The organism is Bacillus sp. FSL K6-0268 (genome assembly GCF_038005425.1).
GTDB classification, from domain to species: domain Bacteria; phylum Bacillota; class Bacilli; order Bacillales; family Bacillaceae_G; genus Bacillus_A; species Bacillus_A thuringiensis_S.
On the sequence record NZ_JBBOTF010000001.1, the window covers coordinates 2,754,121 to 2,774,578 of the forward strand.

Genomic DNA, 20,458 nt, shown 5'->3' on the forward strand with positions numbered 1-20,458 from the left:
GTGAAGCTTGATGAATTCTTTGTCACAGGTGACCCGATTATTTACGGTGCAGACGCTTCTATCGTTCTTGTGACATTAGCAATCATTTTCGTACTAACAAAGTATAAAAAATGGAAATGGCTTTGGGACGAATGGTTGACAACTGTTGACCATAAAAAAATCGGAGCCATGTATATTATTTCTGCGGTTATCATGTTATTCCGTGGTGGTATGGATGGTTTAATGATCCGTGCACAGTTAACATTCCCAGAAACAACTTATTTAAACGCTGAACACTATAACGGAATCTTTACAACGCATGGTACAGTAATGATTCTTTTCATGGCAATGCCATTCGTTATGGGATTAATGAACCTTGTAGTACCATTACAAATTGGTGCTCGTGACGTTGCATATCCGTTCTTAAATGCTTTAAGTTTCTGGTTATTCTTTGTCGGAGCAATGTTATTCAACATCGCTTTCGTAATCGGTGGTTCTCCAGACGCTGGGTGGACTTCTTACTTCCCAATGGCAGGTACAGAGTTTACTTCAGGCGTAGGAAATAACTACTACGCAATTGCATTACAGATTTCAGGTCTCGGTACGCTAATGACCGGTATTAACTTCCTTGTTACTATCTTAAAAATGCGTACACCTGGTATGACTTTAATGAGAATGCCAATGTTTACTTGGTCAATCTTAATTACAACAATTATCATTATTTTCGCTTTCCCAGTATTAACAGTTGCTCTTGCATTAATGACATTTGACCGTCTATTCGATGCTCACTTCTTTACGATGGCGAGCGGCGGTATGCCGATGTTATGGGCCAACCTGTTCTGGGTATGGGGTCACCCTGAAGTATATATCGTTATTTTACCGGCATTCGGTATTTTCTCTGAAATCATTAGTACATTCTCACGTAAGCGTCTATTCGGTTACAGTGCGATGGTATACTCAATGGTTGCAATTTCTTTACTAAGTTTCGTCGTATGGCTTCACCACTTCTTCACGATGGGTGCAGGTCCAGCGGTTAACTCATTCTTCTCGATTTCGACAATGGCGATTTCGATTCCAACCGGGGTTAAGATCTTTAACTGGTTGTTTACACTGTATAAAGGACGTATTCGTTTTACAGTTCCAATGCTTTGGTCATTGGCATTTATTCCAAACTTCGTAGTCGGTGGGGTTACAGGGGTTATGCTTGGAATGGCAGCAGCTGATTATCAATACCATAACAGCTACTTCCTAATTGCTCACTTCCACTACGTATTAATCGCAGGTACAGTATTCGCTATGCTTGCTGGATTCACATTCTGGTATCCAAAAATGACTGGTCATATGTTAAATGAACGCCTAGGTAAATGGACATTCTGGATCTTTATGAGCGGATTTAACATCTGTTTCTTCCCAATGTACTTCTTAGGTTTAGACGGTATGACTCGTCGTATGTACACTTACTCTGAAAGTCTTGGATGGGGATGGCTAAACCAAATCGCATCTGTTGGTGCGGTAATGATGGGTATTGGCTTCCTACTTCTTTGCTACAACGTAATTTGGAGTGCACGTCACGGTGAACGTGACACAACTGGAGATCCATGGGATGGTCGTACACTTGAATGGGCAACTCAATCTCCTGTACAACATTACAACTTCGCAAAGCTTCCTGAAATTAAAGAAGCTGATGCTTTCTGGTACATGAAAAAACGCGGAGAAACAGTTACACCAGCAGCAGAAGATATCAAACCAATTCACATGCCAAGTAACTCTGGTGTGCCTATTATTGCGTCTTTATTCTTCGGTCTTGCAGGTTTCGCATTAGTATTTAGCTGGTTCTGGCTTGCAGCAATCGGTGGTATTGGTATTTTAGCTTGCTTAATCTATCGTTCATTCGATTATGACGATGGTTACTACGTAAGTGTTGATGAAATTAAAGAAACAGAACATATAGCATGAGAGGTGAAATGACATGGCGGCTTTAGATAAAAGCTTACCTTTGGAATATCAATCCGAACAAAGCAGATTGAATATCCTAGGATTCTGGATTTTTCTTGGGGCTGAAATTATGCTGTTCGCAACACTTTTCGCCTCTTATCTAGTCCTTGCTGGTCGTACGGCAGATGGCCCAACTCCAGCGCAACTGTTTGAACTTAAAACGCTTTTAATTCAAACATTACTACTTTTAACAAGTAGTTTCACATGTGGTATCGTAATTCACGAAATGCGTAAGCACAACCAAAAAGCGATGCTTGGATGGTTCGTCCTTACATTACTTTTAGGTGCAGGTTTCCTATTCTTCGAGATTGAAGAGTTCATTATGTATATTGGTGAAGGCGCAACAATTCAAACAAGTGCTTTCCTATCTGCATTCTTCGTTCTTCTTGGAACGCATGGAGCCCACGTAACAGGCGGTATCATTTGGGCAATTTGTGTTATTATCCAAATTTTAAAACGAGGTCTAACACCAGTTACAGCTCGTAAAGTATTCATTATCAGCTTATACTGGCATTTCCTTGACCTTGTTTGGGTCTTCATTTACACACTAGTTTACTTGAACGGGATGGTGGCGTAAATGGCTCAAAACAACAATCAAGCAAATGGGCATGCGCATAGCGGATTCCCTTGGTCACACGTTTTCGGATTTATTTTATCGCTTGCATTAACGTTTCTAGCGTTATACGTGGCACTTTACACAACATTGCCACTTTCAACAGTCTTAACAACTATTATCATCATGGCTGTTGCGCAAGCATTGTTACAATTAATTATGTTCATGCATTTAAAAGAAGGAGAAGGAAGAGTTCAAATTCTTACAATGATATATAGTTTCTTCGTTGCAACTGCAACAGTTGGTTTAACTGTATGGATCTTCTTCTCAATGTAATGTACATGAAAAAGACTGCTGAGATTCCTCAGCAGTCTTTTTTTATCCCCTCCCCTATTACATCCACATTACGGAATTAACAACAGAATCATGAAAAATATACTTATTATGACAAATGTTAAGAAAAGTCTTTCTTTATGAAATCGAATCCATATGCGTTGCTTTTCTACCTATTATATGGCTAAATAGGTACTATATTTATTTGAAGGGAGAGAACGCAATGGAACATCATACTTCTGTTCTATCACTTATGGTTATCGTTGCAATCGCGTTTTTCGTTCCCCTTTTGTTACAACGCTTTAAATTAAAAGCACTTCCTGTTGTCGTTGCAGAAATTATTGCAGGAATCTTTGTAGGTAAAAGTGGGTTTAATATTATTGAGCCAGATATATGGCTTCAAGTTTTATCAACATTAGGATTTATCTTCCTCATGTTCTTAAGCGGTTTAGAAATTGATTTTTCTATCTTTAAACAAAAAGGGAAAAAAAATACGACAAACGAGCCAAATACATTTCAAGCAGCAAGCATTATCTTCTTATTTATTTTCATCTTATCTTATGCCCTATCATTACTATTCGTATGGCTAGGATTCGTAGATAATGCAATGTTCATGACTTTAATTATTTCAACTATTTCTTTAGGTGTTGTTGTACCAACATTAAAAGAGAACAACCTAGGAAAAACTGCAATCGGACAAATCATTTTATTAGTTGCTGTTATTGCAGACTTAGTTACAATGATTTTACTCGCTGTTTTCGTCGGATTAAATTCCGAAAGCGGCCAAAGTATGTGGCTCTTACTTCTTCTATTCGGTGCCGGTATTGTCATTTACTTTATTGCAAAACGCTTTAAAAACATTCCATACTTAGATAGTTTAAAAGCTGGTAGTGTACAAATTGATACACGGGCTGTTTTTGCACTCATTTTAATCTTAGTTGGTTTATCAGAATCTGTTGGAGCAGAAAATATTTTAGGTGCCTTCTTAGCAGGCGTACTTGTATCGTTATTATCACCAAATGAAGATATGGTTGAAAAACTTGATTCCATCGGCTATGGTTTCTTCATCCCTATTTTCTTCGTAATGGTTGGTGTAAATCTAGAGGTATGGTCTATTTTCAAAGAACCTTCTAGCATGCTAATGATCCCAATCTTAATTGTAGGACTCTTTATTTCAAAACTCTTACCATCACTCGTCTTACGAAAATGGTATCCACGTAATATCGTACTTGGAAGTGCAATTTTATTAACATCGACACTTTCTTTAGTTATTGCGGCTGCACAAATTGGTGAAAAACTGGGGATTATCAGTCCAAGTTTATCTGCCTCTCTTATTTTAAGCGCAGTTATTACTTGTATTTTTGCACCTATATTATTTAAAAAAATGTTCCCAAAAGTAGAAACACCAAAACCAAAAGTAGCTATTATTGGCGCGAGCAGAATTACCCTTCCGTTATCACTAGATTTAAAACGAGAAGATTATGACGTAACGCTATATATGATGCGTCAAAACAAAATAAATGATGAAGAAGCGAAATCACATGACTTTCCTATCGTGAAATTAGATGACATCACAATTGCATCATTAACTGAACAAACAGCATTTGATGCAGATCGCGTCGTTGTTGCAACAAGCGATGATGAACAAAACTTATTATTGGCAGAACATGCAAAAGAGCTAGGTGTTGAACATGTTATTGCAAGTGTAGAAGATCCACTTCTACAAGAAAAAGCAACGCAAGAACATATCGCTGTATTCTCAACAATTAACTCTACACGTATTTTATTACGTGCACTTATTGATAAACCTAGTCTCGTTCGCTTAATTACAACAGCAAACGAAACAGTACGCGAAGTTGAACTGCGCAGCAATAAATATAACGGCATTGCGCTTCGCCGCCTCCCGTTTTTAGGTGATGTACTTGTCATTCAAATCTACCGCGGTAATAAAGCATTAATACCACATGGTGATACAAGACTACAACACGGTGATACATTACTTGTAACAGGTTCGAAAGAGCATATCGATACACTAAAAAACATATTAGAGTAAAAAAAATGCCCCCCACATAATTGAGGGGCATTTTTTAATTTTCATATGGTAAAATGTTACTATCACATATTATGAGGATGGATTACATTATGTCTATTGTAACTTTAGCTCTCTTATTATTAGCAGAAGTACTCGTCGCCATTATTCTCATCGGTGTTAGCATTGAAATTTGCAGCTATGGTTGGAAAAAATCAAATGGAGTTAAATACTCATGCCTTTTTCTTTCACTCCTTCTAGGAACCGCTAGTATACTCGGCCTTCTCGCTGCACCTGCATACTTCTTTATACAACTTATAGAAAAAGGTTTATAAGAAAGGATGATAATATGATTACTGTGCAGTATATTGATGCATCCGAGACACACTTATTACGCCAAGCGGTGTTGCGTCCCAATCAGTCCCTAGCAGACTGTAAATACTCTTCTGACTACGAAAAAGACACATTCCACTTAGGTGCCTTTATAAACGATGAGTTAATTAGCATCGCTTCCTTCTCAAAAGAAATATATCCTGATTTGCAAAATGGTATCCATTATAGACTACGAGGAATGGCAACATTACCTAACTTTCGGAACAAAAGAGCTGGAAGCTCCTTAATTCAGAAGGCAGAACAAATTTTAAAAGAACGGAAAGCAAACATTCTATGGTGTAATGGCCGTATTACTGTAACTGACTATTACAAGCGATTAGACTTTCAGGAGCATGGTGAAATCTTTGAAATTGAACCGATTGGCCTTCATAAAGTTTTGTATAAAAAGATATAAGAAAAGCTTTCCTCAATACGGGAAAGCTTTTCTTATATTTCAATCTTCACTTTTTATCTTTTTCATATATATGTAGATAAATAAACTAGGAACTAAAAAACAAGCAAACATAATAAGTGCTGTTATACTTATTTCTTTTATCGAGATATCTGGTGTTACAATGATACAAACAGCTAATATCCCAATAATAATACCTACTGGAATTAATAATAATTTCATGAAATAGCTACGTGACACTCCGCCTGTGTGCTCATATACCTCTACAGAATGTTTTAAATTTAAGAAGTTAATAACTACGATCCCGCCAATAAATATCATTAATAAATCCGAAACACTTTCATATCCTGCCTCTTGCAAGACATAGCGGTAAAAGATGATAGCTAGTATGACGATATTTTGTAAGATGAAAGCCAATCTAATATGTTTTAACCCTTCAATCATTAAACGTTCATCTTTCACGATTTTCATCCTATCACTCCTTTTCCTCCCAAAACAACTCATTCAACGTTTTATCTACTGCATAACAAATTTTCAAACATAAATCTAAAGATGGATTGTATTTCCCCTTCTCAATTAAACTAATCGTTTGCCTTGTAACGCCTACTTTTTCTGCTAATTGTTGCTGTGTTAAATCTAACTGAACACGCGCGACTTTTATTTTACTTACAGCCATTCATGTTCCTCCTCCACCTTTATTGTAACATATATATTCCTTTAAGTAATTTATATTTTACAAAATCAATTAAGTTTTCACCTTATTCCAATTAGTGCGGGCTAATACACAGTGGGGATCCTCCCTACTGCCTATAGTCTCACTTTATTATACACAAAAAAGGAGCCTCTCATAAGAAGCTCCCTCTCCTATATCTATATTATAAGAATAAATGACATCCAAATAAAATTGTAAATAAGTATAGTAATGGATGTACTTCCTTTCCTTTACCCTTCACAATTTTCAAAACTGGATATACTAAAAATCCAATTGCGATTCCATTTGCAATACTAGATGTTAACGGAATACCTATAAAAATCAAAAATGCTGGTAACGCATCTTCAAATTCATTCCAATTAATATCTCGAATGCTTTGTGCCATTAAACTACCTACTATAATTAATGAAGGAGCTGTAATAGCGGCCACACTTGATAAAGAAGCAATAACAGGACTGAAAAATGCCGTTATAATTGTTAGACCAACAACTACAATCCCTGTTAATCCAGTTTTCCCACCTGCAGCAATACCTGCTGACGATTCAATCGTCGCTGCTGTTGGGCTTGTTCCAAAGATAGAACCTGTAGTCCCTCCAATTGCATCTGCAATAAACGCTTTACCAAAACGCTTCTCTGTATTGTCTGTAATTAAACCTGCTTGTTTAATTAAACCAAGTAATGCACCTGTTGTATCGAATAAAAGTACAAGTAAAAATGAAAATACAACACCATATAATCCGTATTCAATTACATCTGAAAATGCATTGGTTGGGTTTGAAACGATAATACCCTCTGGCAAATGAGGCATCGCCACAATTTTATCAGCAAACTTCAATTGCCCTGTAAAGAAAGCGATAATTCCTGTCACAATCATACTAATAAATAATGCACCACTCACACGTAATGCCATTAATACCGCCGCTAATATTAAACCAATTAAAGTTAAAATAACAGCTGGAGAATGAAAATCACCAATCGTAACTAAATTAGACGGATGATCTACGATAATTCCAGAAAGGCGCAATCCAATAAAAGCAATAAATAGTCCAATTCCACCTGCAATTGCATGCTTTAAACTATCAGGAATTGCTAAAATTAACTTTTGCCTAAACGAAGTAAAAGATAATAAAAGAAAAATAATCCCCGTTACAAATACAGCTGAAAAGGCAACTACATATGTAATCCCTTCTGCCTTCTGTACAACAGAATAAGCAAAATATGCATTCATTCCCATAGCTGGAGCAATAACAATCGGGTAATTCGCGAAAATTGCCATACCTACTGTTCCAACAACGGTGGCAATAATTGTTGCTGTAAACGCTTGGTCAAATGGTACACCTGCATCAGATAATATTTTTGGATTGATGACAAGAATATACGCAAATGTAAAAAAAGTTGTGATGCCAGCTAAAAACTCTTGCTTCACAGAAGTGTTATATTTTTGTAATTGAAACATGCTTATGTACCCTTCCTACACCTGAATTATTATCACACATTCTTTTCTTACTAGTATGTGAGAAAATATAATACTTAATCTTAACAATCAATAAAAAGAAGAGTCAATATATTCCCTAATAGTTCGAATTTTAAGTTTAAGTCTGACAAGTACAGATGTAGTACAGTTCATTATGATTATTTTTGTAGCATAACAGATAGAAATGTTTTATAATTTGAAATAGTTAAATATTTAGCAAACGCATTCAAATATCGTTCACTCTACAAGGGGGATTCTTCTTATGCAGCACACAAACAAATCTGGAACTTTAAATCGTGGTTTAAAAGAACGACATATTACTTTAATGTCACTTGGCTCAGCTATTGGTGTTGGGCTATTTTTAGGATCCGCTTCCGCTATTAAACTAGCCGGTCCTTCTATTTTACTAGGCTATATGATTGCCGGACTCGTTATTTTTTTCATTATGCGAGCTCTCGGGGAAATGGCAATTGAACAACCTGTTGCCGGTTCTTTTAGTAAATATGCATATGATTATATCAGCCCACTCGCTGGTTATATTACTGGTTGGAATTACTGGTTCTTATGGGTTGTTACTTGTATGGCTGAAATTACAGCAGCTGGTATTTACATGCAGTACTGGTTCCCAGATATCCCGCGCTGGACTTGGGCATTACTTGCTCTATTGTTAATGAGCGCTTTTAACTTCTTATCGGTAAAAGTATTTGGAGAACTTGAGTTTTGGTTTGCTCTCATTAAAATTGTCACAATTATCTGTATGATAGTAGTCGGAGCTGGTATTATTTTATTCGGATTCGGAAACGGTGGTATCGCTACTGGTATTTCAAACCTTTGGTCACATGGCGGCTGGTTCCCAAATGGTTTTTCTGGGTTACTACTCTCCATGCAGATGGTACTATTCGCTTATTTAGGCGTTGAATTAATCGGTGTTACAGCTGGTGAAGCTCAAAATCCGAAGAAAACACTCGCAAAAGCAATTGATAACGTGTTTTGGAGAATATTACTGTTCTACGTAGGAGCTCTATTCGTTATGATGGCAATTTATCCATGGAACGAACTTGGTGAGAAAGGAAGCCCATTCGTATTAACATTCCAGCAAATTGGTATCGCAAAAGCAGCAGGTATTATTAATTTTGTCGTATTAACAGCAGCTCTTTCTTCTTGTAACGGTGGTTTATTTAGTACAGGCCGTATGCTATTTACATTAGCTCAGCAGAAAAAAGCTCCTGAAAGATTTGGTCGTTTAAATAAAAACGGCATTCCAAGCCAAGGAATTGTAGCAACTGCTATCGTTTTACTCATTGGTGTTATATTAAACTATCTCGTACCTGCAAAGGTATTTACATGGCTTACTAGCATTTCAACTTTCGGCGCAATTTGGACTTGGGGAATTATATTAGTTGCTCAAATTAAATTCCGTAAAAGCTTACCTACTCAAAATAAACAAAAGTTATCATATAAAATGCCTTTATACCCATTAAGCTCATATTTCTCACTCGTTTTCCTTGTATTAGTACTAGGTATAATGGCGTATTCAGAAGATACACGAATTGCATTGATTGTCGGCCCAATTTGGCTTATCGGCTTAGCAATCGTATATTACATGAAAGGGTTTCATAAGATTGATGAAACACCTAACTCAAAAATTAGTTAAGCAAAACACCCCTTCCTTATTACTTGGAAGGGGTGTTTTTATATCTATATAAATATTTCTCAACAAAATTCACGGTATTTTTACAATCTTTTAATATTTTTTATGTTTTCCGTCTTTATTTTTACAGAAAAATAAATTACATTATTAAAGCACATATATTTATTATTAGGGGGATTCTTCTATGAAGAATAAAAAATGGATTACATTTTCTTTAGCAACAGCAATTACACTAAGTATAGGGACCTCGTTCATACCGTCTACTTATGCCGAAAGCTCTGTAGACCCAGCTCCTGAAATTGCTGCAAAAGTTGTAAATCAAAACAATGGGAAGAAAGTATTATTCGATAATACACACGGTCAAACTGCTGGGACAGCTGACTGGGTTATTGACGGCGGCTTTTCTGACTTCGGAAACGGCATTGCAAAAAACGGATATCACGTAAAAGAACTTCGTAAATCAACACCTATTACGTACGAAGACTTAAATGGTTACAATGTATTTATCGTTCCAGAAGCTAATATTCCTTACAAAAAATCTGAGCAGGACGCTATGTTACAATATGTAAAAAATGGTGGTAGTATCTTCTTTATTGCCGATCATTACAATGCGGATCGTAATAAAAATCGCTGGGACTCTTCTGAAGTATTTAATGGATATAGACGCGGTGCTTGGGATAATCCAGCAAAAGGAATGTCTAATGAAGAAGCAAATTCACAAGCTATGCAAGGAGTAGAAAGCTCTGATTGGCTATCTGACAACTTCGGTATTCGCTTCCGCTACAATGCACTTGGTGATGTTTCAGCGAAAACAATTGTATCGCCTGAACAATCTTTCGGAATTACAAAAGGTGTTTCTTCTGTAGCAATGCATGCTGGTTCTACTCTAGCAATTACAAACCCAAAACTAGCAAAAGGACTTGTTTACCTTCCAGAAAATCCATCAAAATGGAATAACGCTGTTGATAGTGGCGTTTATAATGGCGGTGGTATTGCAGAAGGCCCATATGCTGCAATTGCAAAAATAGGACTTGGAAAAGCTGCCTTTATTGGTGACTCTTCTCCTGTTGAAGATGCAACGCCAAAGTACGTTCGTGAAGATTCTGGCCAAACAAAGAAAACTTACGATGGTTATAAAGAAGAAAACGATGCGATTTTATTAGAAAACATCGTAAATTGGTTATCGAATAAAGAGACATTTACAAGTTTAGATCAAGTAAATGGTTTACAACTTGATTCACCTACAGCTCTACAAACATTTGAACAGCCAAGCTTATCAACAGAACCACAACCTGAACCTTGGAGTGCACCAAATGCAGGTTATCAATGGTTTAATACAAATACTTTTAAACCAGGTTCATACGGTTATAACGGTGCGGTAACAACAAGCGACTACGTCGTTACACACCCTAGCATTCTACCAAACAATGAAATTTTCCAAATGAAGATTCAAGTAAACAACTTACTACCTAATACAACTTATAACAACTATTCTTTAGGTATATTCACTACTGGTGGAACACAAGTAGCAAAAGTTCAAAATACAAACGGCACTTGGCCATCTGCTTTCGGATATAGTAGTGCATTCTCTTTCACAACAAACAGCTTAGGCTCTGCTGAAAAAGTTGTAAATGTACAGATTGATTCAAATACAACTGGACAAGCAACGCTTCGTCTACGTCAAAATACAACAGCGAAATATAATGAAACTGTAACGATTAATAAAAAATAATGAAAAAGGCAATCCATACATGGATTGCCTTCTTTTCACTTCTCTTCTTTTGAGAAAAACATTCTTGAAATAACGATACCTATACTACCGACGATTAGGAATAACACTGCCCTAATCATCATCGAAACCTCCGGTAAGTCAAGTAGGAATAACTTCCCTACCGTTACTACTAATACGATTAATCCAGCATATAATATTTCATTCATCTGTCTATAACGGCCAAACCAAACTGCAAATAACGCATATATCATCCATAATAACGATACAGATACGCTAATTATACTTCCATCTGTAGAAAGAACTTCACCAATTCTAGTAATTGTAATAAATACAATGACCATTAACCAGTAGAGCGCTATAGAGTACACATACTTACCAAAACTCGCTAACACTTCTTTCGCTTGTCTCATGCAATAATAGAATGTTCCTATTAAAATAATATGAGCAACAAAGCCTGCCGAAATAAATTGATCAAACGGACTAAAAATCGTTTGTATCATTCCAATCGCGTAAATCGTTGCACTAACATACAATTTTATCTGTTGTTTTCCTTTAATAGAAGTAACCATTCCAAGGAAACCTTGTAATAATAGTACGATCGCTGCATTTACTAAACTATACTCGTATAAAATCGCTAAACTAAATGCTCCCATTGTGAAACCAAATAAGAGATTTGTAAATGTAGAATGTCTATTCTTCCTATACTCAAGCACAAACATAGTAGCGTGCACAATTGCACTAATAATTAATCCCCATGTTGTAAAATCAGGTATTTTTGAAATAGCTAGTATAAAGAACACTGCATTCGCACTAAATATCGCCAAACGCGGTTCTGGTATAAAACTTCTCTCCGTAAACATATGCCAAAATAATAGTAAATGAATCAAACCATATACAATCGTTAACTGTATTTGCAAGTTCTCTACTAATATTGACATAACAGCAAAGAAGACAAAAAGAACAATGGCCGCAACAGCGTAAGAAATCATATATAAATAGTAACTACTCAGCTTAATTAGGAAAAAGGGCATACCAAATACATGTTTTCATTCGAAAACATAAAAAAGAAAAGACTCCAATAAGAGAAAGAATCTAAATCAAACAGAGAATTTCTCTTATGAAGTTGTGCGATTCCAAGGAACCGTTCCGGTTTCTATAACTTGTCCTATCGCTTGTAAGACAGATTGTTTTTGTTTTTTCATGGTACTCATAAAGCTTCGTATCTGGCAAAAAGATTCTGCGCCTTTCTTACTTCGGAAAGTCCCAGACACTTTCTGTTTGACTTTCGTCATTCGAATATCCCGTTCCGCTTGATTATTATCAAATGGAATGTCTGGATGTTCTAAGAATGCTAGAATTCTGTCAGCATATTTGACGAAGCGATTCCATAAATTTTGAGCAGGCGTCTGCTTTCTTTTCTTTTTTAATTCTGTAGAAAAGACTGGTTGTTCTTTCAATATAGCTTGATAAACAGTAAACAGGTGCTGTTGCTTTACTTTTGGCAGATTTCCTTTGTATTGTTTTTTCAGCGTTAAAGCTTGCGTGAGAAATTTCTGCATCTGTTGCGCCCATTTTTGCCCCGTACTATCTATAATTCCTTGCAAATCTCGTAAGAGATGGGCATTACATAATACATGTCGGCAATCTGTATACGCATCATACGATTTCCAACCATCATGCATCGCAATTCCAGAAAAAGACGGTAAAATTCCGCCCGCATCCATTGCTTCTTTTCCGCGTTTGTGATGAATATGTTGCAATGTCACCTCCGGTGTACTGGCAGTATGTAACCATTGTGTTTTGTTTTCTACACGCATACCGGTTTCATCAAAATGGACAATAGGAGACTGCAGGATCTTTTCCGTTACTTTTTTTATGAATGGCTGCAATTGAGAAGCGAAAGCCTGTGTATGATTTACCAGGGTTCCTTCGCTTATAGAATGTCCAAAACAATCCTGAAAGAATTCTTTTGTTCGCTTCAAAGAAATGCATTGATAATGCGTTAAATAGGGAATCAGTCTTTTTATATTTGGACCATATTGAACAGGACGAGATACTGTCGAAGGAAATTGGGCTTCTTGGATAGAATGGCAATGTGGGCATTCTTTCTGTTCTACTTTATGTTCTGTCACTTCAATCTGAATAGGTGGTAAGTCATACACTTGGCGAATGCGATACCCTTTTACAGGCTCGTGGTTCAAGGAAGTATGACAACAAGTACAATATGTAGGAGAATGTGTAATCGTATGATCTGGAGTCGCTGTCAAACCAAGAGTATGTCCCTTGTGGCCTAACTGGCCACCGGTTTGACGATGAGACGGTTTGCGCAAACTTTTTGTAACAGGCTTACCTAAACCATCTGTAGAAGGTGGCTTATGACTATTTTTGGAGTTTTTTTTTGAAGCATTTTCTAGTTCTTGTATACGTTTTTCTAATTTAGAAAATGTTTCTTCAAATAAAGAAATAACAGCTTCAGGTCCTTTTTTATATGTATCTAAAATAATTTTTCGATCGACCATAATATTCACCTCCCCTGTTTGATATACTCAGTATTTACAAATAGGAGGCATATGAAACTAGTAAAATTAAAAAAAGCCACCGAAAGGTGGCTGAGTAGTTACTATAAATATTTATAACGATTTTTCAATCCATACCATAATAAACTAAGTGTTAACACTGTCTCATATCCAAAGAAAATATAAGGATTAGGAGTCGTACTATTTAACAAGAATGGCACGAAGAACGCTCCTACCGCTACGAAGATAGTAAGGTATTCCGAGTTATATCTTTTCGCTAAATAAATCCCTAAAATAACCCATGTAATATTAAAGAGAAACGCGATACTTGCCGGAATAAATGCATACAAATAATGTGCCGCAAACGTCGTTAAAACAATCCCCGAAATACTTCCTCCAACCAATACTAATCCTAACGCCTGCCGCTCTCTTTTAATTTGAATATCTCCTATATAATACAAACCGATAGATAATGCGATACCAAACACAATTCGTATTGCTGGTGTTAATAAACCAGCATCTACCCCTGCTTTAAATAACCAGATCACTCCAAGCAACATAATACCGACAAATACACGCGGTAACCACGTTTGACAAAACTTAATAATATTAAATGGCTCTGGTTTAAAAGCAGATATATCTACTTGTTTTACCTCACATTCTTGCAAAGGCTCTTTTATCTTAACTATTTCTTCTTTTGGCTTTTCCTCCATTACCGTTTCAATATATTCTTTCTTATCCTTACTAACATGTTGCTGAGCGTTTTCTACTTCTATTTCCCTTTGCTTCACCTTTAATTCAGCAAGTGCTTCTTGAATCGTTTCAATTGCCGTTTCGAGTGCTTCTATTTTCTTATCCAAATCCTTCTTCATATGCTACCCCCTTATTCGTAACTCTCATTAAACCTATATATTACCAATTACCTTTATCATACTCTTAGTCTATTCATTTTCAATAGTATTTTTCCAAAAAAAGAAAGGTGTCTTCCCAAAATAGGAAAACACCTTTTTACTCATTTATTCTTATTTAAAGCAATGCTAACGATGAAACCAAGACACATGCCTACAATAGCTGGAACAATCCATCCAACACCTTCTGTATAAAACGGAATGTATTTTAATACTGACGTCCACTGATTCATCATTACATTTTTATTTAAAATATCAATTGCACTAAATATTGCTACAATCCAAACAGTTACTGTATATACGTATGCATACTTCCCAATATACTTATGGAATAACCCTAGAATAATAAGCGTTAATGCAATTGGATAAATAAATCCAAGAATTGGTACTGATACTTTTAAAATTTGCGTTAATCCTAAATTAGCTAAGATCATACTAACAACGCTTACTATAAATGCCCACACTTTATAAGATACTTTCGGAAATGCACTCGAAAAAAATTGACTACAAGACGTAACAAGTCCAATTGAAACACATAAACATGAGATAGTAAAAATAAGACCTAATAAAACGACTCCGCCCTGTCCAAATAATGTAGTCATAACTTGTGCTAACACTTTGGCACCGTTATCAAATGTTCCTAATGAGCCACTAATTGCCCCCACATATCCAAGGATGACATAAATAATCGATAATAATAGTCCTGCCCCGATTCCAGCAATACTCATATATTTCGCTAAACCTTTATCATCTTCAATACCCTTTGCACGTAATGCATTTGCAATAACAATTCCAAAGATTAAAGCAGCTAACGCATCCATTGTTAAATATCCATCTAAAAACCCTTGAAACATAGGAGCTTGGCCATAGTTCCCTATTGGTTCTTTCATATCTCCTACTGTTGTAAACATACTCTTTATAAAAATAAGTGCAATCATACATAATAATAACGGCGTCAAGACTTTTCCAAACAACCCCATTAGTTTAGATGGTGATAAACTTAACCAGTAAACAATACTAAAGAAAATAACTGTGTAAAACAATAATACTCCGCTTCCTGCTTCAGGGAATAACTGACCTGGCCCCATTTCAAAGGCTAAACTTCCCGCACGTGGTATACCAAGCCCAGGTCCAATAAATACATACACGATACATGGAAAAATAATTGCAAATGAAGAATGAACTCTACCCGCTAACGTTTGAAAACTTCCTGCTTTTGCAATAGAAATAACACCTAATATAGGAAGACCTGTTGCTGATATAATAAATCCTACTAACGAAATCCACACATGTTCTCCTGCTTCATATCCAAGAAAAGGTGGGAATATAAGATTCCCTGCTCCAAAGAACATCGAGAATAACATAAGACTAATAAGTAAAATTTCTTTTTTCTGTAACAATTTCATTTCTTTCTCCTTCTTTAATTTCATCTTTTATGAAATCAATTCCACATATAAAAAAAGTACAATAACCCGCTTCCTTACAAAGAAAACATAGTCCATAGTCTATCACAAAAGAAACACCCCTTCTATAGCTATTCCCTTTTTCCAATCTCTTCTGAAAAATCAACCTTTATTGACTTACAATAGTTAATAAAGTAAAATATTAAATGTACAAAATTATTAACTTTGTTTTTGTTTGTGTCAGGAGGAAAATAACATGGAATCAGCGATACAACTAGAAAGAGAACAACAAAGAAAAAAGAAACATCCTCCAGGTTTATACTTACTCTTCTTTACAGAAATGTGGGAAAGATTTAGTTACTATGGATTACGAGGATTATTAACATTATATTTAACGACAGCTTTAGTAAGCGGTGGTCTTGGGTTTAGTCCCGCATGGGCACTCTCTATTTACGGATTTTATACTGGAGCCTGTTATTTCACACCAATGATTGGTGGATACTTAACAGACCGTTTTCTAGGTAGACGAAAAGCAATCACAATTGGTGGTATAACAATGGCAATCGGTAACCTTACACTATTTGCCTTGCAAAACCAATTAGGCCTATACCTCGGATTAGCGCTTATTATTATCGGTAACGGATTCTTCAAACCGAACATCTCTACACTGGTTGGAGAATTATACGAAGAGAACGATCCAAAACGTGATAGTGCATTTACCATTTTCTATATGGGTATTAACGTCGGGTCATTTTTAGCTCCACTCGTTTGCGGGTTTTTATCAGAAAATTTATTCAAAACAACAGTTGATGGCGTTGTACATTACGGATTCCGTTACGGTTTCTTAGCCGCTTCAATCGGAATGATTATTGGACAAATTTTATTTACAACATTATCAAATCGCTTCCTTGGTGATATCGGTAAAAAACCAACTCGCGATTTACAAACAACAGATGGACAACCATCAGTAGGAGATACACCGTTAACAAAAAAAGAAAAACAACGTACCGCAGTTATCGTCATTTTAACATGCTTCGTTGTCTTCTTCTGGGCTGGCTTTGAACAAGCTGGTAGCTCGTTAACATTATATACAAACAAATTTGTAGACCGCTCTGTGTTCGGATGGGAAGTTCCAACATCTTGGTTCCAATCGGTCAATCCATTATTTATTATTTTACTTGCTCCAGTCATTTCTGCATTATGGGCAAAACTTGCAACTCGCAAGCGCGGTGATTTAAAAATCCCAACTAAAATGGGACTTGGTATGATCTTGCTTGGTATCGGTTATATCATTCTCGTTATCGCTACATTAAAAACAGGTAGTGATGAACATAACATTACAGAAAAAGCAAACTTACTATTTATCGTCTTTACGTATCTTTTCCATACGTTAGGTGAGCTATTCTTATCACCTGTCGGACTATCAATGGTTAGTGCGCTTGCTCCGGTAAAATTAGCATCTTTACTAATGGGTGTATGGCTAGCAAGTTCAGGTATCGCCAACATTTTAGGCGGACAACTTGCAAGCTTCACAACCTCACTTGGATACGCTGAAGTATTCACGGTTATTGGCGCTGTGGCAATTGTATTAGGTTGTGTTTTATTATTAATTTCTAAGAAATTAGTGAAATGGATGGATTAAAAAAGATGAGGAATTTCTCCTCATCTTTTTTTATGCCGTTTTACCTTTTTCTATTGCTTGTTCGTACAGCTCTTTATGTTCTTTATATTCACTTGGTACGAAACTCTTATAGAAGAATGAGAACCAGCTGTCTCCCTTTTTATACCCTTCTTCTCGAATTTCTGCTGCTTTTTTATTCAATTTAAACCCTTCAGTAAACCATTTCTTTAACAATTCATTTCTTTCATACTTAGCAGGAACTTTTAAATTATAGTTTTCAAATGCATACTTATAGCCAGCCTTTTCTACTGCCTTTTTTGTAGACTTATAGCCTTTTTCATACGCTGTTTCATATGCCTTCACGTATACTTCTTTCTCTCTATTTCCAGGATTCTTTTCAGCTAGTTCTTTCCCTGTCTTTTCTCCTAATTCAGCTTGTTCTTTTTCAATTTTTTCTGTTCTTTCTTTATTCCCTACTTTGAACCCGTCTACAAAGTTTACCTTAAACTCTGGAGCAACTTGACTATCGTCCATCGTCTCTTGTGCTAAACCTTGTTCTTTTCCTTTTTCAAAATGCGTTTTCTTCTGCTCTTCTAAAGACCATGCGGCTGCATAAGTCGCTTTAAACGCTTGTTTATATGCATCAGATTTTCCAGCTACATGCACTTCTGCATCATTTTTTCCTGCTTTAAAATCAGTTTCTCCATTCTTTTGACCTTCAAGTTGACCTTTTTCCATATCAGCTTGGCGCTGCGCTTCCTCTTGCTTACGTGCCTCTTCAGCTTTTCTTTGTTCTTCGGCTACACGTTGTCTCTCTTCTTCAGCTTTACGCTGTGCTTCTGCTTGTCTCTCAGCTTCTACAGCACTATTATTATTCTGGCTAGGAGCTGGGCTCGTTGCACCACTACTAGAAGCTGGTTTATTGTGATAATGATATTCCCCGTACTGTAATCCCCATTTCTCACAATTTGTACGACACGTATGTCCGCCATTAGCATCTGTACGCCCTGGATGCGCATAAGCTGAAATTGGAGCTACCAATAACGCTATACTCGTTGTTAAAAGAAGTTTCTTCACCTGTTGTCTCACTCTTGTTCCTCCCAAAATATAGAATTATAACTTTATTATACATAAATAGAAGAATACTTAAATACAAACCAAAACATTCTATTTTTTCTCAACATTAGTAAAAAAGAAGGTGAACTCTTTAAAGAGTTCACCTTCTTTTTTACTTCTTCGCCTTCGTTCCTACTAAATCACCAGCAACAACATAACGCTTAGAATTATCCTTTACAGATACACATGTAATAAGCGTTATCTCATCTTTCCCATGATCCTCCACAACTTCCCACTTATCAGGAGTTACTTCAGATACACCAGTAACCGCATACTCATATTCATTTTCATTGTCATACAAATAAATTTTATCGCCTTTTTTCAAAGAAGCTATATCACTAAATAAAACACCTTTTTTAGACATGTTATGTCCTGCTAGTGCGTAATTTCCTTTTCCCATAACTTGATTCTCTTTTACTGTCGCTGCACCTGTTAATAAGTTTTTTTCAGTAGAAGCTTTCAAAACAGGCAGTTCTACTGAAACACTTGGAATCGAAATACGACCAATTACTTGTTTCTTATCTAATGATGCATTCGCTACTTCCGCCAAGTCTGGTTGATTAATTTTGGAAGCATCTACAAATTCCGTCTCATGCTTTTCATAATCCATCTTTTGAACAGCCTGCACATTTTCAGTCTGTTTCTTTTCAGCCTGATATCCATCATAAAATGGCTTTCCAATTAACACCCCACCTACAACAAATAGCAGGATTGCTACTATACTATAAATTCTTTGCTTATTCATATACAATTCCTTTCCCTTACAAAATCTTACTCTATATAAAATGATAAAATAATATCGCCATATGTACAAGTATTAGCTGAAAAGAAACCTTCTTGCCGGTGCAAGAAGGTTTCTTTTTAAGCTAATTTATTTCTGTATAATGATACGTGAAATACTGTCATTTGAATAAAGAAAATAGAAAATAGAATATATAATGGGTATCCAGGAAGATATTCATTAATAATAGGCGAAAAAGTTAAAAATCCAACTGCACAAGGTAACACAAACCATAACGATACAAATGTTGTTCGACAAGCTTTATCCGTAATCGCTTTTTCACGTTCATCTTCTAGTGGAAATAATAATGGATACATCCAAAAAGATAAATTCTTATATTTTTTCTTTTGAATTCTATAAAAAATTGTAACTATAATAGCTCCAATAAATAATAAAATAAATGGTACTCCATTAACCGCTACTTCAAACGGGAATTTCTCGTTTTTAAATATGTCTGCTAACTCTGTAATAACACTATAAAATTCAACAAATGTCCAGCATGCTAGTGCAGTATAGAGTACATTTATAATATAAGAAAAACCAATTCTACTCATCCTCTTCCCCCTCCTTATTTAAAACAAACACGTCTTCCATCTTTAACTGGAATACATCACAAATCATCAATGCTAGTAACAATGAAGGAACGTAATCCCCTTTTTCAATTGCAGCAACTGTTTGTCTCGTCACTCCAACCTTTTCTGCTAATACACTTTGTGAAAAATTAAAACGAGCTCTTAATTCTTTTACTCTGTTTAAAATGGTCAAATTTACCACCTCTCACCATTATTGTATGCTATCCTTAACAAAATGTAAACTTAACTTAACATTAATATTGTAAAAAATCCAACTCTACGTATTGTAAAGTTGGATT

General features: G+C 35.9%; 18 protein-coding genes and 2 pseudogenes. 9 read left to right on the plus strand and 11 right to left on the minus strand.

The genetic code is table 11. The features are described 5' to 3' along the window. The 6 genes from qoxB (at position 1) to MHI28_RS14320 (ending at position 5,676) form a co-directional block, all read left to right on the plus strand. Entirely contained in the window at positions 1 to 1,935 is a 1,935-nt protein-coding gene (gene qoxB, locus MHI28_RS14295) for a cytochrome aa3 quinol oxidase subunit I (protein ID WP_000762373.1), read from the plus strand. Between the two features lie 13 nt (positions 1,936 to 1,948). After that, on the plus strand, positions 1,949 to 2,551 hold the full coding sequence (qoxC, locus tag MHI28_RS14300) for a cytochrome aa3 quinol oxidase subunit III (protein WP_000729316.1): 603 nt from the start codon (positions 1,949 to 1,951) through the stop codon (positions 2,549 to 2,551). Then, positions 2,552 to 2,863 carry a cytochrome aa3 quinol oxidase subunit IV gene (qoxD, locus tag MHI28_RS14305; protein WP_000068425.1) on the plus strand — a complete coding sequence of 104 codons (312 nt, stop codon included), beginning with the start codon at positions 2,552 to 2,554 and terminating at the stop codon, positions 2,861 to 2,863. 220 nt (positions 2,864 to 3,083) lie between these two features. Further along, positions 3,084 to 4,913 (plus strand): monovalent cation:proton antiporter family protein, encoded by a 1,830-nt coding sequence (locus MHI28_RS14310; protein ID WP_000399955.1) that lies wholly within the window; start codon positions 3,084 to 3,086, stop codon positions 4,911 to 4,913. Between the two features lie 53 nt (positions 4,914 to 4,966). Next, positions 4,967 to 5,224, plus strand: coding sequence for a DUF4022 family protein (locus tag MHI28_RS14315; protein ID WP_003260542.1), 258 nt, complete (start codon positions 4,967 to 4,969; stop codon positions 5,222 to 5,224). Between the two features lie 14 nt (positions 5,225 to 5,238). Then, positions 5,239 to 5,676 carry a GNAT family N-acetyltransferase gene (locus MHI28_RS14320; RefSeq protein ID WP_000633847.1) on the plus strand — a complete coding sequence of 146 codons (438 nt, stop codon included), beginning with the start codon at positions 5,239 to 5,241 and terminating at the stop codon, positions 5,674 to 5,676. Positions 5,677 to 5,715: 39 nt separating this feature from the next. Here MHI28_RS14320 and MHI28_RS14325 read toward each other — a convergent pair whose 3' ends face one another. From MHI28_RS14325 to MHI28_RS14335, 3 genes are all read right to left on the minus strand, one after another. Next, entirely contained in the window at positions 5,716 to 6,144 is a 429-nt protein-coding gene (locus MHI28_RS14325; protein WP_000706625.1) for a hypothetical protein, read from the minus strand. Positions 6,145 to 6,148: 4 nt separating this feature from the next. Then, positions 6,149 to 6,349, minus strand: coding sequence for a helix-turn-helix transcriptional regulator (locus tag MHI28_RS14330; RefSeq protein WP_000301184.1), 201 nt, complete (start codon positions 6,347 to 6,349; stop codon positions 6,149 to 6,151). 199 nt (positions 6,350 to 6,548) lie between these two features. Continuing rightward, complete coding sequence (locus MHI28_RS14335; protein ID WP_000487187.1) at positions 6,549 to 7,841, minus strand: NCS2 family permease; 1,293 nt, start codon at positions 7,839 to 7,841, stop codon at positions 6,549 to 6,551. 280 nt (positions 7,842 to 8,121) lie between these two features. On the opposite strand from MHI28_RS14335, the gene MHI28_RS14340 reads away from it, so the two are divergent. Further along, positions 8,122 to 9,513 (plus strand): amino acid permease, encoded by a 1,392-nt coding sequence (locus MHI28_RS14340; protein ID WP_001164901.1) that lies wholly within the window; start codon positions 8,122 to 8,124, stop codon positions 9,511 to 9,513. Positions 9,514 to 9,694: 181 nt separating this feature from the next. Further along, positions 9,695 to 11,242: a DNA-binding protein gene (locus tag MHI28_RS14345; RefSeq protein WP_000791516.1), complete on the plus strand. Its 1,548-nt coding sequence runs from the start codon at positions 9,695 to 9,697 to the stop codon at positions 11,240 to 11,242. A gap of 35 nt (positions 11,243 to 11,277) precedes the next feature. Here the strand turns inward: MHI28_RS14345 and MHI28_RS14350 are convergent. The 4 genes and pseudogenes from MHI28_RS14350 to brnQ1 form a co-directional block, all read right to left on the minus strand. Next, positions 11,278 to 12,246 (minus strand): annotated as a pseudogene (locus tag MHI28_RS14350) (DUF2339 domain-containing protein); the annotation flags it as partial. A gap of 111 nt (positions 12,247 to 12,357) precedes the next feature. Continuing rightward, complete coding sequence (gene tnpC / locus MHI28_RS14355; RefSeq protein ID WP_340828062.1) at positions 12,358 to 13,761, minus strand: IS66 family transposase; 1,404 nt, start codon at positions 13,759 to 13,761, stop codon at positions 12,358 to 12,360. A 104-nt stretch (positions 13,762 to 13,865) separates the two neighbouring features. Next, positions 13,866 to 14,630 (minus strand): annotated as a pseudogene (locus tag MHI28_RS14360) (DUF2339 domain-containing protein); the annotation flags it as partial. A gap of 140 nt (positions 14,631 to 14,770) precedes the next feature. Continuing rightward, positions 14,771 to 16,072: a branched-chain amino acid transport system II carrier protein BrnQ1 gene (gene brnQ1 / locus MHI28_RS14365; protein WP_000771705.1), complete on the minus strand. Its 1,302-nt coding sequence runs from the start codon at positions 16,070 to 16,072 to the stop codon at positions 14,771 to 14,773. 253 nt (positions 16,073 to 16,325) lie between these two features. Between brnQ1 and MHI28_RS14370 the strand changes: the two genes are divergently transcribed. After that, positions 16,326 to 17,711, plus strand: coding sequence for a peptide MFS transporter (locus tag MHI28_RS14370; protein ID WP_000443141.1), 1,386 nt, complete (start codon positions 16,326 to 16,328; stop codon positions 17,709 to 17,711). 30 nt (positions 17,712 to 17,741) lie between these two features. On the opposite strand, the gene MHI28_RS14375 is transcribed toward MHI28_RS14370, so the two are convergent. The 4 genes from MHI28_RS14375 to MHI28_RS14390 form a co-directional block, all read right to left on the minus strand. Continuing rightward, positions 17,742 to 18,779 carry a YHYH domain-containing protein gene (locus tag MHI28_RS14375; RefSeq protein WP_001249807.1) on the minus strand — a complete coding sequence of 346 codons (1,038 nt, stop codon included), beginning with the start codon at positions 18,777 to 18,779 and terminating at the stop codon, positions 17,742 to 17,744. 139 nt (positions 18,780 to 18,918) lie between these two features. Then, a complete protein-coding gene (locus tag MHI28_RS14380; RefSeq protein ID WP_001041729.1) occupies positions 18,919 to 19,551 on the minus strand; it encodes a class A sortase in 633 nt (210 codons plus the stop codon). A gap of 116 nt (positions 19,552 to 19,667) precedes the next feature. Next, positions 19,668 to 20,141 (minus strand): hypothetical protein, encoded by a 474-nt coding sequence (locus tag MHI28_RS14385; RefSeq protein ID WP_000086544.1) that lies wholly within the window; start codon positions 20,139 to 20,141, stop codon positions 19,668 to 19,670. Further along, positions 20,134 to 20,352 (minus strand): helix-turn-helix transcriptional regulator, encoded by a 219-nt coding sequence (locus MHI28_RS14390; RefSeq protein ID WP_000154017.1) that lies wholly within the window; start codon positions 20,350 to 20,352, stop codon positions 20,134 to 20,136. The genes MHI28_RS14385 and MHI28_RS14390 overlap by 8 nt, the downstream gene beginning before the upstream one ends. Positions 20,353 to 20,458 lie beyond the last annotated feature (106 nt).

What these genes read in the sequence shown, in the direction of transcription:
- MHI28_RS14335 (WP_000487187.1), bottom strand. Translation starts at nt 7,841, where the DNA reads ATGTTTCAATTACAAAAATATAACACTTCTGTGAAGCAAGAGTTTTTA.
- qoxD (WP_000068425.1), top strand. Translation starts at nt 2,552, where the DNA reads ATGGCTCAAAACAACAATCAAGCAAATGGGCATGCGCATAGCGGATTC.
- qoxC (WP_000729316.1), top strand. Translation starts at nt 1,949, where the DNA reads ATGGCGGCTTTAGATAAAAGCTTACCTTTGGAATATCAATCCGAACAA.
- MHI28_RS14315 (WP_003260542.1), top strand. Translation starts at nt 4,967, where the DNA reads ATGTTACTATCACATATTATGAGGATGGATTACATTATGTCTATTGTA.
- MHI28_RS14330 (WP_000301184.1), bottom strand. Translation starts at nt 6,349, where the DNA reads ATGGCTGTAAGTAAAATAAAAGTCGCGCGTGTTCAGTTAGATTTAACA.
- MHI28_RS14325 (WP_000706625.1), bottom strand. Translation starts at nt 6,144, where the DNA reads ATGAAAATCGTGAAAGATGAACGTTTAATGATTGAAGGGTTAAAACAT.
- MHI28_RS14310 (WP_000399955.1), top strand. Translation starts at nt 3,084, where the DNA reads ATGGAACATCATACTTCTGTTCTATCACTTATGGTTATCGTTGCAATC.
- MHI28_RS14345 (WP_000791516.1), top strand. Translation starts at nt 9,695, where the DNA reads ATGAAGAATAAAAAATGGATTACATTTTCTTTAGCAACAGCAATTACA.
- MHI28_RS14320 (WP_000633847.1), top strand. Translation starts at nt 5,239, where the DNA reads ATGATTACTGTGCAGTATATTGATGCATCCGAGACACACTTATTACGC.
- MHI28_RS14380 (WP_001041729.1), bottom strand. Translation starts at nt 19,551, where the DNA reads ATGAATAAGCAAAGAATTTATAGTATAGTAGCAATCCTGCTATTTGTT.
- MHI28_RS14385 (WP_000086544.1), bottom strand. Translation starts at nt 20,141, where the DNA reads ATGAGTAGAATTGGTTTTTCTTATATTATAAATGTACTCTATACTGCA.
- MHI28_RS14340 (WP_001164901.1), top strand. Translation starts at nt 8,122, where the DNA reads ATGCAGCACACAAACAAATCTGGAACTTTAAATCGTGGTTTAAAAGAA.
- MHI28_RS14370 (WP_000443141.1), top strand. Translation starts at nt 16,326, where the DNA reads ATGGAATCAGCGATACAACTAGAAAGAGAACAACAAAGAAAAAAGAAA.
- tnpC (WP_340828062.1), bottom strand. Translation starts at nt 13,761, where the DNA reads ATGGTCGATCGAAAAATTATTTTAGATACATATAAAAAAGGACCTGAA.
- brnQ1 (WP_000771705.1), bottom strand. Translation starts at nt 16,072, where the DNA reads ATGAAATTGTTACAGAAAAAAGAAATTTTACTTATTAGTCTTATGTTA.